This window comes from Candidatus Solirubrobacter pratensis (assembly GCF_000425945.1).
GTDB classification, from domain to species: Bacteria; Actinomycetota; Thermoleophilia; order Solirubrobacterales; family Solirubrobacteraceae; genus Solirubrobacter; species Solirubrobacter pratensis.
In genome coordinates, this window is sequence record NZ_KE384480.1 from 557458 (window position 1) to 574150 (window position 16693).

Annotated in this window: 16 protein-coding genes; 11 read left to right on the plus strand and 5 right to left on the minus strand. The window is 74.7% G+C overall.

All coding sequences use genetic code 11. The annotated features are described in order from the left end of the window. Nucleotides 1-42: 42 nt before the first annotated feature. The 6 genes from H958_RS0127180 (at nucleotide 43) to H958_RS0127205 (ending at nucleotide 6760) form a co-directional block, all read left to right on the plus strand. Nucleotides 43-906 carry an energy-coupling factor transporter transmembrane component T gene (locus H958_RS0127180; protein WP_081686326.1) on the plus strand — a complete coding sequence of 288 codons (864 nt, stop codon included), beginning with the start codon at nucleotides 43-45 and terminating at the stop codon, nucleotides 904-906. Beyond that, nucleotides 903-2453: an ABC transporter ATP-binding protein gene (locus H958_RS40730; RefSeq protein WP_051324878.1), complete on the plus strand. Its 1551-nt coding sequence runs from the start codon at nucleotides 903-905 to the stop codon at nucleotides 2451-2453. Before H958_RS0127180 ends, H958_RS40730 begins: the two co-directional genes overlap by 4 nt. Further along, nucleotides 2450-3958 (plus strand): prenyltransferase/squalene oxidase repeat-containing protein, encoded by a 1509-nt coding sequence (locus H958_RS44160; RefSeq protein ID WP_051324879.1) that lies wholly within the window; start codon nucleotides 2450-2452, stop codon nucleotides 3956-3958. Before H958_RS40730 ends, H958_RS44160 begins: the two co-directional genes overlap by 4 nt. A gap of 70 nt (nucleotides 3959-4028) precedes the next feature. Beyond that, nucleotides 4029-5087, plus strand: a complete 1059-nt coding sequence (locus tag H958_RS0127195; RefSeq protein WP_407641168.1) for a Re/Si-specific NAD(P)(+) transhydrogenase subunit alpha — start codon at nucleotides 4029-4031, stop codon at nucleotides 5085-5087. Between the two features lies 1 nt (nucleotide 5088). Then, complete coding sequence (locus tag H958_RS0127200; protein WP_028060956.1) at nucleotides 5089-5397, plus strand: NAD(P) transhydrogenase subunit alpha; 309 nt, start codon at nucleotides 5089-5091, stop codon at nucleotides 5395-5397. Continuing rightward, nucleotides 5387-6760 (plus strand): NAD(P)(+) transhydrogenase (Re/Si-specific) subunit beta, encoded by a 1374-nt coding sequence (locus H958_RS0127205; protein ID WP_028060957.1) that lies wholly within the window; start codon nucleotides 5387-5389, stop codon nucleotides 6758-6760. Before H958_RS0127200 ends, H958_RS0127205 begins: the two co-directional genes overlap by 11 nt. A 21-nt stretch (nucleotides 6761-6781) precedes the next feature. On the opposite strand, the gene H958_RS0127210 is transcribed toward H958_RS0127205, so the two are convergent. Further along, nucleotides 6782-7270, minus strand: a complete 489-nt coding sequence (locus tag H958_RS0127210) for a universal stress protein (RefSeq protein ID WP_028060958.1) — start codon at nucleotides 7268-7270, stop codon at nucleotides 6782-6784. A gap of 144 nt (nucleotides 7271-7414) precedes the next feature. Continuing rightward, complete coding sequence (locus H958_RS40740; protein WP_051324880.1) at nucleotides 7415-7867, minus strand: MarR family winged helix-turn-helix transcriptional regulator; 453 nt, start codon at nucleotides 7865-7867, stop codon at nucleotides 7415-7417. A gap of 63 nt (nucleotides 7868-7930) precedes the next feature. On the opposite strand from H958_RS40740, the gene H958_RS44165 reads away from it, so the two are divergent. Beyond that, a complete protein-coding gene (locus tag H958_RS44165) occupies nucleotides 7931-8719 on the plus strand; it encodes a GNAT family N-acetyltransferase (protein ID WP_028060959.1) in 789 nt (262 codons plus the stop codon). A 3-nt stretch (nucleotides 8720-8722) separates the two neighbouring features. Here H958_RS44165 and H958_RS0127225 read toward each other — a convergent pair whose 3' ends face one another. Beyond that, entirely contained in the window at nucleotides 8723-9361 is a 639-nt protein-coding gene (locus H958_RS0127225) for a hypothetical protein (RefSeq protein ID WP_028060960.1), read from the minus strand. Between the two features lie 68 nt (nucleotides 9362-9429). Beyond that, complete coding sequence (locus H958_RS0127230) at nucleotides 9430-9987, minus strand: hypothetical protein (RefSeq protein ID WP_028060961.1); 558 nt, start codon at nucleotides 9985-9987, stop codon at nucleotides 9430-9432. Nucleotides 9988-10048: 61 nt separating this feature from the next. On the opposite strand from H958_RS0127230, the gene H958_RS40750 reads away from it, so the two are divergent. From H958_RS40750 to H958_RS0127250, 4 genes are all read left to right on the plus strand, one after another. Continuing rightward, nucleotides 10049-11689 (plus strand): glycerol-3-phosphate dehydrogenase/oxidase, encoded by a 1641-nt coding sequence (locus H958_RS40750; protein ID WP_051324881.1) that lies wholly within the window; start codon nucleotides 10049-10051, stop codon nucleotides 11687-11689. A 55-nt stretch (nucleotides 11690-11744) separates the two neighbouring features. Next, complete coding sequence (locus H958_RS0127240) at nucleotides 11745-13517, plus strand: hypothetical protein (RefSeq protein ID WP_028060962.1); 1773 nt, start codon at nucleotides 11745-11747, stop codon at nucleotides 13515-13517. Next, on the plus strand, nucleotides 13514-14416 hold the full coding sequence (folP, locus tag H958_RS40755) for a dihydropteroate synthase (protein WP_051324882.1): 903 nt from the start codon (nucleotides 13514-13516) through the stop codon (nucleotides 14414-14416). The genes H958_RS0127240 and folP overlap by 4 nt, the downstream gene beginning before the upstream one ends. A 67-nt stretch (nucleotides 14417-14483) precedes the next feature. After that, on the plus strand, nucleotides 14484-16085 hold the full coding sequence (locus H958_RS0127250) for a Rho termination factor N-terminal domain-containing protein (protein ID WP_028060963.1): 1602 nt from the start codon (nucleotides 14484-14486) through the stop codon (nucleotides 16083-16085). Nucleotides 16086-16145: 60 nt separating this feature from the next. On the opposite strand, the gene H958_RS0127255 is transcribed toward H958_RS0127250, so the two are convergent. Beyond that, nucleotides 16146-16613 (minus strand): hypothetical protein, encoded by a 468-nt coding sequence (locus tag H958_RS0127255; protein WP_028060964.1) that lies wholly within the window; start codon nucleotides 16611-16613, stop codon nucleotides 16146-16148. Nucleotides 16614-16693: the final 80 nt, after the last annotated feature.

Consider the following 16693-nt stretch of genomic DNA (forward strand, 5'->3'; position numbering starts at 1 on the left):
AGCGATCGCCCAGGGGGCGATTCTCCCGGGCGCGATAGCGAGATGAGCCTTCCACGTTCGCGACGGAGTCCCCTGCACGCCGCCCGCGCCGGCGCGGCGGGGGCGTGGTGCCTGGCGCTCGGGGCGGTCCCGCTCGTGAGCGAGCACCCCGCCGTGCTCGCGGCGGTGCTCGCGGTCGAGGTGGCGGCGGCGCGCGCGGCCGGCCTGTCGCGTGAGCTGCTGCGCACCGCGCGCTGGGCGGTCCCGTTCGCGATCGTCGTGATGCTGATCAACGCCCTCGTCGCCCGCGAGGGCCTGACGGTGATCTTCCGCGGGCCCGACCTCCCGTGGCGCGGGCAGCTCGACATCACGTGGGAGGCGCTCGCCTACGGCGGCGTGCTCGGCCTGCGGATGCTCGCGATCTTCCTCAGCTCGACCTTCCTGGCGGCGGCCGTCGACGCCGACGAGCTGCTGCGCGGGTTCCGGCGCGCCTCCCTGCGCTCGGGCCTGACCGCCGCGCTGGCGATGCGGCTGTGGCCCGTGCTCGCCCGCGACGGCCACCGGCTCGCCGACGCCCAGCGCTGCCTGCCCGAGGGCGGCGCCTCCCGCACGGCCGTCCTGCGCGCGGTCACGGCAGGAGCGCTCGACCGCGCGACCGACGTCGCCGCGACGCTCGAGGTGCGCGGCTTCGGCCTCGGGCTGCGGCCGCCGCGGATGCCGCGCCCGTGGTCGCGCCACGACATCGCGTTCGCGGCGTCGGCGACCGCGCTGCTCGCGCTGGCGGCGGGCGTCCTGGCGGGCGCCTGGGCCTCGTTCGAGCCGTACCCGCGCATGTCCGCGCCGCTCGACGGCCCCACGTGGGCCGCCATCGCCGCGCTCGCGCTCTGCGCGCTCGCCCCGTTCGCCGACCGCCGGGGGATCGGGTGACGGTCCTCGCCCTGCACGGCGTCACGTACGCCTATCCCGACGAGGCGGCGCCGGCGCTGCGCGACGTCTCGCTGGCCGTCGAGCCGGGCGAGCTCGTGCTGCTCGCCGGCGGCTCGGGCTCCGGCAAGTCCACGCTGCTGCGCGCCGCGGCCGGGCTCGTGCCGCACTTCCACGGCGGGACCTTCGCCGGGCGCGTGCTGACCGGCGGGCTCGACACGCGCGAGCACGGGCCCGCGGAGCTCGCGGCGGTCGCCGGGACCCTGTTCCAGGACCCCGAGACGCAGGTGGTGATGGGGACCGTACGCGCCGAGCTCGCGTTCCCGCTCGAGAATCGCGGCTGGGCCGCGCCGGCCGTCGCGCGCGGCGTGGAGGAGGCGGCGCTCGCGCTCGGGCTCGCCGGCCTGCTCGACCGCGCGACGCACGAGCTCTCAGGCGGCGAGCTGCAGCGCGTCGCGCTCGCGGCGGCGCTCGCGGGGCGCCCGCGGCTGCTGCTGCTCGACGAGCCGACCTCGCAGCTCGATCCCGTCGCCGGCGACGAGCTGCTGGGCGTCCTGCGGCGGCTCAACGAGGAGTGGGGGACCGCGATCCTGCTCGCCGAGCATCGCATCGAGCGCTGCCTGCCGGCGGCCGACCGCGTGATCGAGCTGGGCGCGGGCCGCCTGATCGCCGACGAGGCGCCGCGCGGATGGCTCGCCCGCACGCGCGCGACGCCGGCCGCCCGGCTGTTCGAGCTCGCGCGCCTGGAGCCCGTCCCGCTGAGCGTGAAGGAGGCTCGCCGCGAGCCGGAGATCGCCGAGGCCGCGGCGGCCGCGGACGCCCGGCAGCCGGTCCAGGCGCCGCAGGCCGGCTTCCTCGCCCGCCGCCGCGAGCGCCGCGCCGCCGCGCTCGCGGTGGAGGACGTGTGGCTCGAGCTGCGCGAGGGTCCTGCGGTGCTCCGCGGCGCCGAGCTGGTCGCGCGCGAGGGCGAGCGGATCGCGCTGATGGGCCGCAACGGCGCAGGCAAGTCGACGCTGCTGAAGGCGATCGCGGGCGTGCTGGAGCCGACCCGCGGCCGCATCCGCGCCGACGGCGTCGCGCTGCTCACGCAGCACCCCGGCGACCACCTGCTGCGCGAAACGATCGGCGCGCACCTGCCCGACTCCGAGCTCGCCGCGCGCCACCCGCGCGACGTGTCCGGCGGCGAGCGCCAGCGCTCCGCGCTCGAGCTGATCCTGCGCGCGCCGGCCGCGATCCTGCTGCTCGACGAGCCGACGCGGGGGATGGACCCCGCGCGCCGCGAGGCGCTCGCCGCCCGGCTGCGCGAGCGCGAGGGCGTCGTCGTGGTCGCGACCCACGACGCGGAGTTCGCGGCCGCGTTCGCCACGCGCGTGGTCCTGCTCGGCGACGGGCGCGCGGTCGCCGACGCCGCGCCCGCGGACGTCCTCGCCGGCGGCTGGTACTTCGCCACGCAGGTCGCGCGCGTGCTGGGCGGCGCGGGTGGCGCGCTGACGGCCGAGGAAGGCGCGGCGGTGTTGCGCGCGGCGGCGCGGGTAGGAGACGCGGCGTGAGCTGGATCGCGGGATCGTTCCTCGTGCTCGGCGCCGCGCTCGCCGCCGGCTTCGCCTGGTACGAGCGGCGCCATCCGTCCACGCGCGTGCTCGCGCTCGTCGCCACGCTCGCCGCGCTCGCCGCGCTCGGCCGGATCGCCTTCGCGGCCCTGCCGAACGTGAAGCCGACGACCGACATCGTGCTGATCGCGGGCTACGTGCTCGGCGGCGCGCCGGGCTTCGTGGTCGGCGCCGTCGCCGCGCTCGCCTCCAACCTCTTCTTCGGCCAGGGGCCGTGGACCCCGTGGCAGATGGCGGCCTGGGGCGCGGTCGGCCTCTTCGGCGCGGTTCTCGCCAAGCTCACGCGCCGGCGCCTCGGCCGCGTCCCGCTCGCCGTCGCCTGCGGCGCGGCGGGGTTCGGCTTCGGCGCGGTGATGAACACCGCGGAATGGATCATGTACTCCGGCGACCACACGCTTCCCAAGCTCGTCACCCAGTTCGCGACGGCGTTCTCCTTCGACGCCGCGCACGCGATCGGCAACGTCGTCTTCTGCCTCGCGTTCGGTCCGGCGCTGATCCAGGCCCTCGCCCGCTACCGCACGCGGTTCGAGATCACCTGGGCGCCGGTCGCCGCCGCGAGCGCCGCACTCGTCCTCGCGGCCGGCCTGCACCAGCCCGCATCCGCGCAGGCGCAGAGCACGTCCGCGGGCTACCTCCAGCGCGCCCAGAACGCCGACGGCGGCTGGGGCGCGACGCCCGGACAGGCGTCGAGCCCGCTGGTGTCCGGGTGGGCCGCGCTCGGCCTCGCCGCCGCCGGCCACAGCCCGACCACGGTCCGCAAGCGCGCCAGCGCGCTCGCGTACGTCAAGGCGCATCCCGGCTCTGACACCGGAAGCCTCGAGCGCACCATCCTCGTGCTCGCCACCGCGGGCCGCGTACCGTCGCGCCTCACGTCGCAGCTGATCTCGCGCCGCGCGGGCAACGGCTCGTTCGCGGGCCGCGTCAACACGACCGCGTTCGCGATCCTCGCCCTGCGCGCCGCCGGGCGCTCGCGTCGCGACGGCAGCGTGCGCCGCGCCGCGAGCTGGATCCTCAAGCAGGCCAACACGGACGGCGGCTTCAACTTCGCGACGCGCGGCAGCCCGTCCGGGATCGACGACACGGGCGCCGCGGTGCAGGCGCTGGCGGCCGCGGGACTGCGGACCACACGAACCGCCCGGCGCGCCGCGGACTACCTCGCCCGCAGCCAGAACGCGGACGGCGGCTTCCCGCTCCAGCGCGGCGCCGGCTCCAACGCGCAGTCGACCGCATGGGCGATCCAGGGCCTGCTCGCCGTCGGGCGAAATCCGGCTGCGGTCCGCCGCGGCAACGGCCGCGACGGCGTCGCCTACCTGCGCTCGCTGACCGCCCCCAACGGCGAGGTCCGCTACTCGCGCACGAGCCGTCAGACGCCGGTCTGGGTGACCGGCCAGGCGCTGCTGGCGCTGGCCCGCAAACCGCTCCCGATCGGCCGCGTCACCCCCTGAACGTGCGATTCGCCAAAGGTCGCTTGCGCTTCCCGCCGCGTTCTCACATATTGTTCCGCGGCCTGTGAGGATCGGCGTGCCAAAGGAGACGGCAGCGGGCGAGCGCCGCGTCGCGCTCGTGCCCGAGGTCGTGCGCAAGCTCGTCCAGGCCGAGCATGAGGTGACGGTGGAGTCCGGCGCCGGGCTCCAGGCCGGCGCGGCGGACGATGCGTACACCGCCGCCGGGGCGACGATCGGCGACCCGTTCGCGGCCGAGGTGATCGTCAAGGTCGCGCCGCCGTCGGACGAGGAGGCCGCCAAGCTCGGCCCGGGCACGATCCTGATCTCGTTCCTGAACCCGCTCGGCAACCCCGAGGGCCTCGCGCGCCTGAAGGGGACCGCGCTGGCGATGGAGATGATCCCGCGCATCTCGCGCGCGCAGTCGATGGACGCGCTGTCGAGCCAGGCGACCGTCTCGGGCTACAAGGCGGTCCTGATCGCCGCCGATCAGATGGACCGCTTCTTCCCGATGTTCATGACCGCGGCCGGCACCGTCCCGCCCGCGCAGGTGCTCGTGCTCGGCGCCGGCGTCGCCGGCCTGCAGGCGATCGCCACCGCGCGCCGGCTCGGCGCCGTCGTGACGGCGTTCGACATCCGCTCGGCCGTCAAGGAGCAGATCCAGTCGCTGGGGGCCAGGTTCTTCGAGGTCGACGGGATCGGCGACGCCGAGGCCGCCGGCGGCTACGCCCGCGAGCTGACGCCCGAGGAGCAGCAGATCCAGCGCGAGGCGCTGTCGGTCCAGATGGCGCGGTCGGACGTGATCATCACGACCGCGCTCGTCCCCGGCCGCCCGGCGCCGAAGCTGATTCCGGCCGACGCGGTGGCCAACATGAAGCGCGGCAGCGTGATCGTGGATCTTGCGGCCGAGGCCGGCGGCAACGCGGAGGTCGCGCGCCCGGGGGAGACGTACACGACCGACAACGGCGTGATCGTCGCGGCGCCGCTGAACGTCCCGTCCTCGATGGCCGAGCACGCGTCGGCGCTGTACTCGCGCAACGTGCTGAGCCTGATCGAGCTCGGCTTCGACTTCGACGACGAGGTCATCAAGGGCGCCTGCGTGGTGCGCGACGGCAAGGTGGTGGAGGGGTGACATGGATCTCCTGACCGAGATCGCGATCCTCGTGCTCGCGGCGTTCGTCGGCTTCGAGGTGATCTCGAAGGTGCCGAACACGCTGCACACGCCGCTGATGTCGGGCACGAACGCGATCCACGGCATCGTCGTGCTCGGCGGCATCCTGCTGATCGGCCCGGCACACGGCTTCCTCAACGACCTGCTGCTCGTCATCGCGATCGCGTTCGGCACGATCAACGTCGTCGGCGGCTTCCTCGTCACCGACCGCATGCTCGAGATGTTCAAGGGCAGGAAGCCCGATCCTAAGGAGCCGTCCGGTGAGTCGTGAGGACGTCGTCGAGCTCCTCTACATCGTCGCGTTCTCGCTGTTCATCACGGGCCTGCACATGCTGCGCGGCCCGCGCACGGCGGTCCGCGGCAACCAGATCGCCGCGGTCGGGATGGCGATCGCCGTCGTCGCGACGCTCCTGCAGCGCCAGGTCGGCGACTGGATCCTGATCGTCGTCGGCGTCGCGATCGGCACGGCCGTCGGGGTCCCGGCGGCGCGCAGCGTGAAGATGACGGCGATGCCGCAGATGGTGGCGCTGTTCAACGGCGTCGGCGGCGGCGCGGTCGCGCTCATCAGCATCGTCGAGTTCCGCGCGTCCGGCGGCGACCTGGCGCTCCGCAGCCTGATCCCGATCCTGTTCGCGGCGATCATCGGCTCGATCTCCTTCTGGGGCTCGAACATCGCCTTCCTGAAGCTGCAGGAGGTCATGAGGCGCGGCATCAGGACGCCCAAGGCGATCAACGCCGGCCTGCTGCTGATCGCCGTCGCGCTCGCGGTCATCATCGCCGCGGGCAGCGATTCCGAGCTGCTGTTCTGGCTGATCCTGGTCAGCGCCGGGGCGCTCGGCGTGCTCGCCGTCGTGCCGATCGGCGGCGCCGACATGCCGGTCGTGATCAGCACCCTGAACGCGTTCACCGGCCTGTCCGCCGCCGCGGCCGGCATCGCGCTCCAGAACACGGCGCTGATCGTCGCCGGCATGCTCGTCGGCGCCTCCGGCTCGATTCTCACCAAGCAGATGGCCGAGGCGATGAACCGCTCGATCGGCAACGTCTTCTTCGCCGGCGTCGGCGCCGGCGGAGCGGCGGCGCTCGCCGCGCCCGCCGGCGGCGGCACGGCGCGCTCCACCAGCGCCGCCGACGTCGCGATCCAGCTCTCCTACGCGCGGCTGGTCGTCGTCGTGCCCGGGTACGGCATGGCCGTCGCGCAGGCCCAGCGCGCCGTCGCCGACCTCGCGACGGAGCTCGAGAAGCGCGGCGTGGAGGTCCTGTTCGCGATCCACCCGGTCGCCGGCCGCATGCCCGGCCACATGAACGTGCTGCTCGCCGAGGCCGACGTGCCGTACGAGAAGCTCAAGGAGATGGACGACATCAACGGCGAGTTCGCGCGCACCGACGTGGCGCTGATCATCGGCGCCAACGACGTGACGAACCCCGCCGCGCGCACCGTGCCGGACTCGCCGATCTACGGCATGCCGATCCTCGACGTCGACAAGTCGTCGTCGGTGATCGTGCTCAAGCGCTCGATGAACAGCGGGTTCGCGGGGATCGACAACCCGCTGTTCTACGACCCCAAGACGGCGATGCTGTTCGGCGACGCCAAGGCGTCGGTCAGCGACATCGTCGGCGAGGTCCAGGCCCTCTAAGCCTGGATCCAGGCTGAGCACTCAGCACACGCGCGGCGCGTGCGCCACGAAGACGCTGATGCCGGCGTGGTGGAGCACGTAGTGGCTCACGCTGCCCATCAATGCGCCCACGCGGCCGACGCCGCGCGCGCCGAGGACGATCGCGTCGTAGTCGCCCTGCTTCGCGGCCTTGACGATCTCGGGGCCCGGCTTGCCGCGCCGGTAGATCTTCTTGACCGGGATGTCCTCGGGGATGCGCCCGACGATGTCCGACAGCTGGCCGCAGAGGTCGCGGTCCAGGGCGTCCTGGTCGAGCCCGCCCCCGAGCGTGGCGCTCCAGGCGGCCGGCCCCGCCGACAGGTCGGGCCCGACGGTGATCACCGTCATCGAGGCGTGGTCGTGGTGGGCGGCGGTGATGGCGGCCTTCAGCGCCAGCTCCGAGTTCTCGGAGCCGTCGACGGCCACCAGCAGGCGGTGCAGCTGGAGCTCGCCGAGCGGCTCGGCGGCCTGCATCTTCTCGGCGATGGTCATGGTGTCGCTCCTCGGTCTGTGGGATGCGCCCGTTCACGGGCGATGTCGATGCCGCGCTTGCCGCCCAGCGGGACTCTCGCGATGCGTCATCCCGCCGTCGTCCGTGGCGTGGCCGGGAGGCGAGGGCAGGTGCTTGGGTGGCGCTCACGCGGCGTCGTCCTGACGGGTCGCAGGTGCCGTCAGCGCGGCGAAGTCCTCGCGCAGGCGCTCCAGCTGCGCCGCGAGCGCGGCGATCTCCGTGTCCGACCAGCCGGCCAGCGCCTCCGTCGCGGTCTCGACCATGCGCCGGTGCGAGTCGTGCAGCGCGCGCGTCCCACTCTCCGACGCGCGCAGCCGCTGCGCGCGGCCGTCGTCGGGGTCGGTCTCGCGCTCCACGTAGCCCGCGAGCACCAGCGCGGCGACCTGCCGGCTGGCGACGGGGAGCGTGACGCTGAGCTGCTCGGCGACGTCGCTGACGCGCACGGGCGCGTGGCGCTGGATGACGGCGAGGGCGGTGAAGCCCTGCGAGCCCAGCTCGGTCAGCGCGTGGCGCTCGATCGCGCGACGTACGAGGCCGAGGCGGTAGAGGGCGATGACGAGGTCTTCTGAAGGCGGCATCCGATTTAGTTACTTACGACAAGTAATTTCATATGCTAGCGCGCGCCGGATAGAACTCAAGGCGTGCAGATACGCCCAGCCACCGCCGCCGACCTCGACGCGTTCCTCGACGTGATGAGCATCAGCTTCGGCGTCTCAAACCGCCGCCCCAACGTCCACACGTGGGTGGCCGCCCAACCCGGCGGGCACCTGCTCGTCGCCGAGCGCGACGGCCGCGTCGTCGCGACCGGGTCGGGGATCGGGTTCGGCCCGACCGCCTGGATCGGCGCGATCGCCGTGCGCCCCGAGGCGCGAGGCGAGCGCCTCGGGCAGCGGATGACCGAAGCGGTGATCGAGGCGCTGGGGGAGCGCGAGACGCTGCTGCTGCTGGCCAGCCCGTCAGGACGCCCGATCTACGAGCGCATGGGCTTCGAGCCCGACGGCGCCTACCGCGTGTTCTCCGGGCCCGCTCACGCCCAGGCGGCGATCGGCGACGGCGTGCGCCCCGCCACCGAGGCCGATCGCGAGGGGATCCTCGCGCTCGACGCGCTCGCCACCGGCGAGGACCGCTCGGCGGCCGTCGGGGCCGCGCTCGACGGCGCGCTGGTGACCGACGGCGGCGCCGGGCTGCGCCCGCCGTTCCCGGCGCGCCCGATCCTGGCGAGCGACCCGGACGCCGGCCGGGCGCTGCTCGCCGCGACGATCGAGCCGGGCATCCGGCTCGCCGCGCCGCAGGCCAACGTGCCCGCCGTCGAGGCGCTGATCGCGCACGGCTGCGAGGAGCGCCACGGCGTGGTCCGCATGCGCCGCGGAGCCCCGGTCGCCTGGCGCCCGGAGCTCCTCTGGGGGGTCTTCAGCCTGTTCTTCGGCTGACGGCTACGCCGGCGGGGGGGTCGACGTCGCGGCGGAGTGCATCGCCGGCGCCGGCTCGCCTGCGGACGACGGCGTCCCGCCCGAGAGCAGCCACTGGACGTCGGAGGCGGTGTCGGCGCCGTCGGCGGCCGGCTCGCGGCGGACGCTCAGCAGCCGCTCGCCGCCGAAGCGCACCATCGCCACCGTGTACGCGGAGATGGGCACGCCGTGCTTGTTGGCGAGCCACTCGATCGTCGCCAGCGCGCGCTCGTCGTAGCCGCCCGCCACGAGCACGAGCGCGGGCGATTCGCCCGGGGTGACGTCCGAGAGCGACTCGTGCGCCTCGTCGAGCTTCGCGCGATCCCAGCCGGCGACCTCGGCGGCCGCGCCGAGCGCGCGGCCCAGCTGCCACTCGACCGTGTCGCCGGTCACGAGGATCACGACAAGCCGGCGCGACTCCTCGTCGAAGCCGAGCAGGTCCACGTACGGCACGGGCTCGCGCGCGAGCAGGCGGACGCCCGGGACGCCGAGCTCGCCGGCGAACGCGTCCCATGAGGAGGTGACCAGCGACAGCAGCTCCTCGCGATCCGGCGGCGACTCCTGCACCAGGCCCGACGCGCTCGGCGCGACCAGGGTCCCCGAAGTCTCATCGATGCGCAGCACGGCGGTACATCCTCCTTGACGGGTGCACTCTCTAGATCGAATAACCACGGTCAAGCCTAATGGGGCGATCACCCCAGCGCTACGCCTTCGCCGAGCTGTACGCGGCCCGCGGTCAGAACCCGTGCCTCGATTCCCGGTCCGTCGGCGCGCGAGTTGAACAGCCGCAGGCGCACGCCGTGCTCGAACTCGAGCTCCGTGCCGCTCCAGCCGCCGGGCGGCGGATCGAGGTCGAGCTGCACGTTGACGCCCGCGTGGCCCGCGTCTCCGGCCGGCGGCTCGGTCGCCACGATCACGCCGCGCGGGGTCTCGAGGTCGCGCACCGGCCGGATCCGGCATCGGAGGTCGCGCTCGAGTGCCACGATCAGGCGTGGATCGCCCCAGCGGTACACGTTGCGCTCGCGCGGCGAGGTGACCGTCGGGTACGGCGGGTTCTCTGCCTCGATGGCGCCGCCGGGCGTGAACGGGTAGCCGGCGCGCCAGCGCGCGAGCCGCTCGCCCGCGCCTTCCGCGCGGTGCACGCGATCGCCCGCGACGCCGAGGGCGTCGATCCGGGTGGAGATCAGCTGCTCGCCGTACATGCCCAGCACCGGCCAGCGCCAGAGGTCGATGACGGTCCCGGTCGCCATGCGGTGGCGGGACGTTAATACGCCCGGCCGCGGAGCGCGCGCGTACTAGGCTCCGCGCCCGATGCTGCCTCGCGCGGACGCCGTCAGGGCCCTCGGAGCCGAGCCCTTCGACGTGCTCGTGATCGGCGGCGGCATCACCGGCGCGGGCGTCGCGCTCGACGCCGCCACGCGCGGCTACCGCGTGGCGCTGGTGGAGCGGGCCGACTACGCGAGCGGAACCTCTTCGCGCTCGAGCAAGCTCGTCCACGGCGGGCTGCGCTACCTGCAGAACTTCGACCTCGGGCTCGTCCGGGAGGCCCTGCTCGAGCGCCAGATCAACGTCCGCCTGGCGCCGCACCTGGTCAAGCCGCTGCCACTCGTGGTCCCGGCGTTCGACGGCGCGCGGCCCGACCGGCTGGTCGGCATCGGCCTCAACATGTACGACGTGATGGCGGTCGAGCGGCTGCGGCGCTCGCCGCTGCGGCGCCGGCTCGCGCGCGAGGACGCCGACTGGAGCCCGGCGCGCCACCGCGTGATCGGGGCCGAGGAGGTCGCCGCGCTGGTGCCGGCGCTGGCGCCGCGCGCGCCCACCGGCGGCTATCTGTTCTACGACTGCCAGACCGACGACGTCCGCCTCGTGCTGACGGTCCTGGCGGAGGCGGAGCGCTTCGGCGCGGTGGCGGCCAACCGGATCGAGGCGCTGGGGCTGCTCGAGGAGCGCGGGAAGGCGGTCGGCGCGCGGATGCGGGACGCAGAGGACGGCACGGAATTCGACGTGCGTGCCGCGAACGTCGTCAACGCCACCGGCGTATGGGCGGACCGCCTGCGCCCCCGCGAGCTGCACGACGAGGCCGAGGTCCCGGTGATCCGGCCCAGCCGCGGCACGCACCTGATCGTCGACGCCGCCAGGCTGCCGATGAACGCCGGCGCGATCGCGCCGGCCGGCGGCGGGCGCGCGATCTTCGTCCTGCCGTGGCTCGGGCAGACGCTGATCGGCACGACCGACAACGACTACGAGGGCGAGCTCGCGCACATCCGGCCCGCCGAGGAGGACGTCGACTACCTGCTCGACGCCGTGAACGACTTCTTCCGCGTCTCGCTGCAGCCGGAGGACGTCGTGGGGGCCTACGCCGGCGTGCGGCCGCTGATCTCGACCGGCGACCCGCGCAAGTCGGTCGACATCTCGCGCAAGGCCGAGCTGTACGAGACCTCGAGCGGGATGGTCACGATCACCGGCGGCAAGCTGACCACCTGGCGGCGCATGGCCAAGCTCGCGGTCGACCGGATCGTCGAGCGCGACGGGCAGGAGCTCCCCTGCCGCACGCACGAGGTCCCGCTCGGCATGGCCGTCGAGCCGGCCGACCTGGCGCGGGTGGACGGGCTGTCGGAGGCGGCGTACGCCCAGCTCGCCGGCCGCTACGGCCACGTCGCGCACGACGTGCTCGCGCTCGCGGGCGCGTTCCCCGGCCCGATCCTCGAGGGGATGCCGGACCTGATGGCCGAGGTGGCGCACGCGGCGCGCGGGGACCAGGCGCGCACGGTCGGCGACGTACTGCTGCGGCGCACCCGTCTGGCCCTGACGGCGGGGCGGGCGCTGCTGGCCTCGGATGCGCCGGAGCGCGTCGCGGCGGTGCTCGCGGCGGAGGTCGGCGGCCGGCCGGGGGCGCTCGCCGCTGCCTTCCGCGCCGAGGCCGAAGCGGAAGGCATCCTGCCCGCGCCGTAACTTTCATGGTTGCCGCCGGTTGGAGCCCGGCGAAGCCCCCGATTCCCGGAGCCGCATGCCTGTTCGCCTACTCGTCCTGATCACCGCCGCGCTCGTGCTCGTGCCCGCCGCCGGCGCGCGGGCCGCCTGGATCCCCGCCCAGCCGATCGACGGGAACGTCACCGAGGTCGGTGGCATCGACCTCGCGCGCGAGGGCACCGGCGCCGTCGCGTATCTGCGCGTCGACGGCGACGGCCCGCACGTGTTCGTCTCGCGCCTGTCCGGCGGCGCCTGGCAGCCGCCGGTGCGGATCGACCCGGGCCTGCCGCCGGCGACCGAGGTCAAGGTCGCGGTCGGCGACGGCAACCGGATCGCCGTCGCCTGGGTCGCGGGTGGAAGCGTGTTCGCGGCGAGCACGCCGGTCAACGCGACGCCGGCGCCGTTCAGCCCGCCGGTCGCGATCGGCGGACCCGGGGCACGCTCGGTCGACGTGGACCTCGGGGTCAACGACGCGGCCTACGCCGTCTGGCAGCAGTCCGGCGACGTGCGCGCGGCGCGCCTGCAGGACACGACGTGGTCGGGGCTCGCCGCGCCGGTCGACATCAATCCGGCCGCCGAGGCCGGCACCGGGGCCCTGCGCCCGCGCGTCGCCGTCTCCGCCGAGGGCTACGCGGTCGTCACCTGGGGCGAGGTCGCCGATCGCACGCGCGTCTACGCGCGCCGGCTCACCGGGCTGACGCTGTCCGCGTACCCGCAGCAGGTCTCCCAGGACGCCGACGGCGGCAACGCCGACTCGCCGGACATCGACATCGAGGACGACGGCTCGTTCGCGTGGGTCGTCTACCGGCAGGACACGTCCGGCGGGTCGCGCTCGTTCGCGCGCCGGCTCGTGGGCTCGACGTTCGACCCCCGGTCGGGCATCGACCCCGGGCCGTCGGCCGAGCCGCGCATCGACATGAGCGGCAAGGGCCAGGGCGAGGCGGTCGCGCAGGGCGCCGACGGCTCCGTCTTCGGCGCGCTGCTCGATCGCGACGTGTTCGACACGTCGTATTCGCTCGGGTGGAGCCCCGTCGCGCCCAAGCCGGAGGTCGCGGCCACCGATCGCGGCGACCTCGCCGTGGCCTGGCGCGCCGGCCCCGACGCGCGCGGCCGGATCAAGCCCTATCGCAAGGCGTTCCTCGCCGACACGCCGCTCTCCAACCCCGCGCTGGGCCCGGTGGCCGACCCCGGCGTGTTCATCGGCGGCGACCGCGTCGGCGACTTCTCCGCCGCGTTCGTGCAGGACGCCGGCGGCGTCCGCACGCTCTCGCTCGCGAGCTACGACGACCCGCCCGGCGCGCCGTTCATCGGCAAGGCGGAGGCGTTCAAGCGCCAGTCGCGCCCTGAGCTCAAGTGGCGGCCGGGCGTCGATCTGTGGGGGGCGCAGACCTTCCGCGTCTATGTCGACGGCGTCCTGGTCGGGCAGACCAAGGACTCCAAGCTCACGCCCGCGGCGCCGCTGAAGACCGGTCGCCACACGTGGCAGGTCGAGGCGGTCGACCTGCACGGGCAGACGTCGCGCAGCCGCGCGCGGACGATGAAGATCGACGCGACGGCGCCGGCACTGAAGGTGCGGGTGTCAGGCAAGCGCGGGCGCGGCCAGACGCTCAAGATCAAGGTCACCGTGCGCGACCGCGGCGGGTCGGGCCTGGACCACACGACGATCGACTTCGGCGACAAGTCGGCCACCACGCGCTCGCGCTCGGTGAGCCACCGCTACCGGGCCGGCAGCTTCAAGCTCAAGGTCGCGGCGGTGGACAAGGCCGGCAACGTCGCGCGCAAGGAGGTCAAGCTGCGGATCAAGTCGTGATCCTGCAGGCCCGCGAGCGGCGGCTGGAGCTGGGCGGCCGGCCGCTGCTGATGGGCATCCTCAACGCCTCGCCGGACTCGTTCTCCGACGGGGTCGAGGCGACGCTCGCCGAGCGCGCGGCGCGGGGCCGCGCGCTGCTGGCCGCGGGCGCCGACATCCTCGACATCGGCGGCGAGTCGGCGCGCGGCGACCGGCCGGCGGTGCCGGCGGCGGAGGAGATCGCGCGGGTCGCAGGGCTCGTGGGCGCGCTGGCGGGGGAGGGCGCGCTGATCTCGGTCGACACCTACAAGCCCGAGGTCGCGGAGGCGGCGATCGCGGCCGGGGCGGCGATCGTCAATGACGTCTCGGGGCTGCGCGACCCGGAGCTTGCCGCGGTCTGCGCGCGCACCGGCGCCGCGCTGGTGCTCATGCACACGCGGGTGGCGCCGAAGGGGACGCTGCTGGACCCCGGCGCGTACGACGACGTGGTGGGCGACGTCGTGGAGTTCCTGCGCGCGCGCATCCGCGCGGCGCTCGAGGCCGGCGTGGCGCCCGAGCAGCTGATCCTCGACCCCGGCCCGGACTTCGCCAAGACGCCGGCGCAGACGGTCGCAGTCCTGCGCCGGCTCGACGGGCTGCGCGCGCTCGGGCGCCCGCTGCTGCTGGCCGTCTCGCGCAAGGACTTCCTCGGCGCGATCGTCGGCCGCCGGCCGGGCGAGCGCGACGCGGCGACGCTGGCCGCGGTCGGGTTCGCCGCCGACGCCGGCGCGGAGATCGTGCGCGTGCACGACGTCGCGGGCGCGGCGGACTTCCTCGCGGTGCGCGCCGTCCTGCGCGGCGAGCGCGTCCTGGGCGCGGTGGAAGGGCTGACGCCGGAGCGCTATCCCGACGGCGTCCCGCCGCACATCTCGCTAGGGTGAGGGCGAATCGCCGGCCGCTGAACCCAACGCGGCCGGGTGCCCACCGATCTCGGGAGATCCACCCTTCATGCCCTCCGTCCTGGACCGCTCCGCCCTGGAGCAGAGCCCGCTCGCCGATCTGCACCTGCTCGCCAACGAGCTCGGCGTCGACGGCTTCCGCCGCCTCCGCAAGCCCGACCTCGTCGACGCGATCGTCGCGCGCCAGTCGAGCGACGGCCCCGCGGAGGAGGAAGAGCCCGAGGCCGCCGACGTGGTCGAGGCGCCCGCCGCCGACGTGGTCGAGGCGCCCGCCGCCGACGTGGTCGAGGCGCCCGCCGCCGACCCGGTCGAGGCGCCCGCCGCGCCCGACGAGGAGACCGACGAGGAGCCCCGGCGCGGCCGGCGTGGCCGGCGTGGCGGGCGTGGACGCGCACGCGGGCGCGACGAGGACGCCGAAGTCGTCGCCGAGGCGCCTGAGGAGAAGCCCGGCGGCGACGATCGCATCGTCGAGGGCGTGGTCGAGCTGCTGGCCAACGGCTCCGGCTTCCTGCGGCTGTCGCCGCCGGAGGAGAGCGACGACGACGTCTACATCTCCGCCGCGCAGGTCAAGCGCTGCGAGCTCGTCGCCGGCGACAAGGTCGCGGGCCCGCTGCGCGCGCCGCGGCGGTCGGAGCGCTTCCCGTCGCTCGTCCGCGTCGACACGATCAACGGCCGTCCGGCCGACGAGGTCGCCGAGGGCACGCGCTTCGAGGATCTGCCGGTGGCGTGGCCGTCCGAGCGCCTCCAGCTCGGCTCCGGCGATCCGACGGTGAAGGCGATCGAGTGGCTGACGCCGTTCGGCAAGGGCTCGCGCGTGGTGATCGCGGGGCCGTCGCGTTCGGGGAAGACGGAGGCGATCCGCCGGCTCGCGGAGGCGCTCGTGGCCCGCGACGGGCTCGAGATCCACGCGGTGCTGGCCGGGGCGCGGCCCGAGGAGGTCGCCGACTGGCCGCTCACGCCCGGCGCGGTGCTGTCGGTGGCGGCGTCGCCGGACGCGCAGGCCCAGGCCGTCGAGCAGGCGATCGAGCAGGGCCGACGCGTCGCGGCCCGCGGCGGCGACGCCGTCGTGCTGGTCGACGGGCTCGCCTACCTGCCTGAGTCCGCCGCGCGGCGCTCGCTGGCGGCGGGCCGCAACCTCGCCTCGGGCGGCTCGCTGACCGTGATCGCGACCGCGCTCGCGCCGGTCGGCGGCGAGACGACCGTCGTGGCGCTCGACGCCGAGGCGACCGCGCTCGGCCAGTTCCCCGCGCTGTCGCTGAAGGAATCCGGCACGCTGCGGCCCGAGCTCCTGGTCGGGGACGCGGGCGCGCAGGCGATCCGCGCCGCCCGCGCCGGCGGGCCGGTGGAGGCGCCGCCGGAGCCGGAGGCCGCGCCCGAGCCGGTCGCGGAGCCCGCTCCCGCGCCGGCCGCGAAGAAGCCCGCCGCCCGGGCGAAGAAGCCGGCCGCGGCGGCGAAGAAGCCGGCGGCCACGGCCAAGAAGCCGGCGGCCACGGCCAAGAAGCCGGCGGTCGCGGCGAAGCCGGCGCCCGGCGCGAAGAAGGCCGCCGCGAAGAAGCCGGGGGCCAAGGCGAAGGCTCCCGCCGCCAAGAAGGCCGCCGCGAAGAAGCCGGCCGTGAAGAAGGCGGCGGCGAAGAAGTCCCGCGCCGCCTAGGTCCTCCGCGCGAGCGGTGGCCATCCCGGGATGGTCACCGCGACCGGCGGCGCTGCTGCGCTAGTGCCGGCCGCCGTAGGCGACGCGGCGCCAGTTCGGCTCGGGAGAGAGCTCGATCGGCTCGCGGTCGCGCTCGGGCTGCACGTAGCCGAAGGAGCTGGTCAAGTCGTCGAACACGACGTCGAGCTCGCCCTCCTTGACGCGCTGGTCGAGCCAGGCGGAGCGGAACACGAGCCGGCGCAGCCAGTGCACGAGCGAGCGGTCCGCGGGCCCGACGAGCTCCGGCCAGCAGTCGTTGACGTGCTCGCCGAGCGCGGACGCGGGGTCCGCGACCTCGCCGTTGACCGTGAGGTTCACGAGGTCCTCGAGCTCGAACTCCTCGAGCCGGCTGCCGACGAAGCCGAGCTTGCGCGCGGCCTGCTCGACGCGCTCGGAGAAGTCGCGCTCGTTGAAGGTGAAGCGAAGCTCCCCGTATTCCAGGACATAGTCATGTCCTGAGTCGTAATTACCGCGGCGAATGTGGTCCATAGGTCTGGTGCCCGGGGTTCGCCGGGGCGTCTGCATCTTATGCGCGGATCCTGCTCCGGGTCGCCCCGTGAAGGCGATCT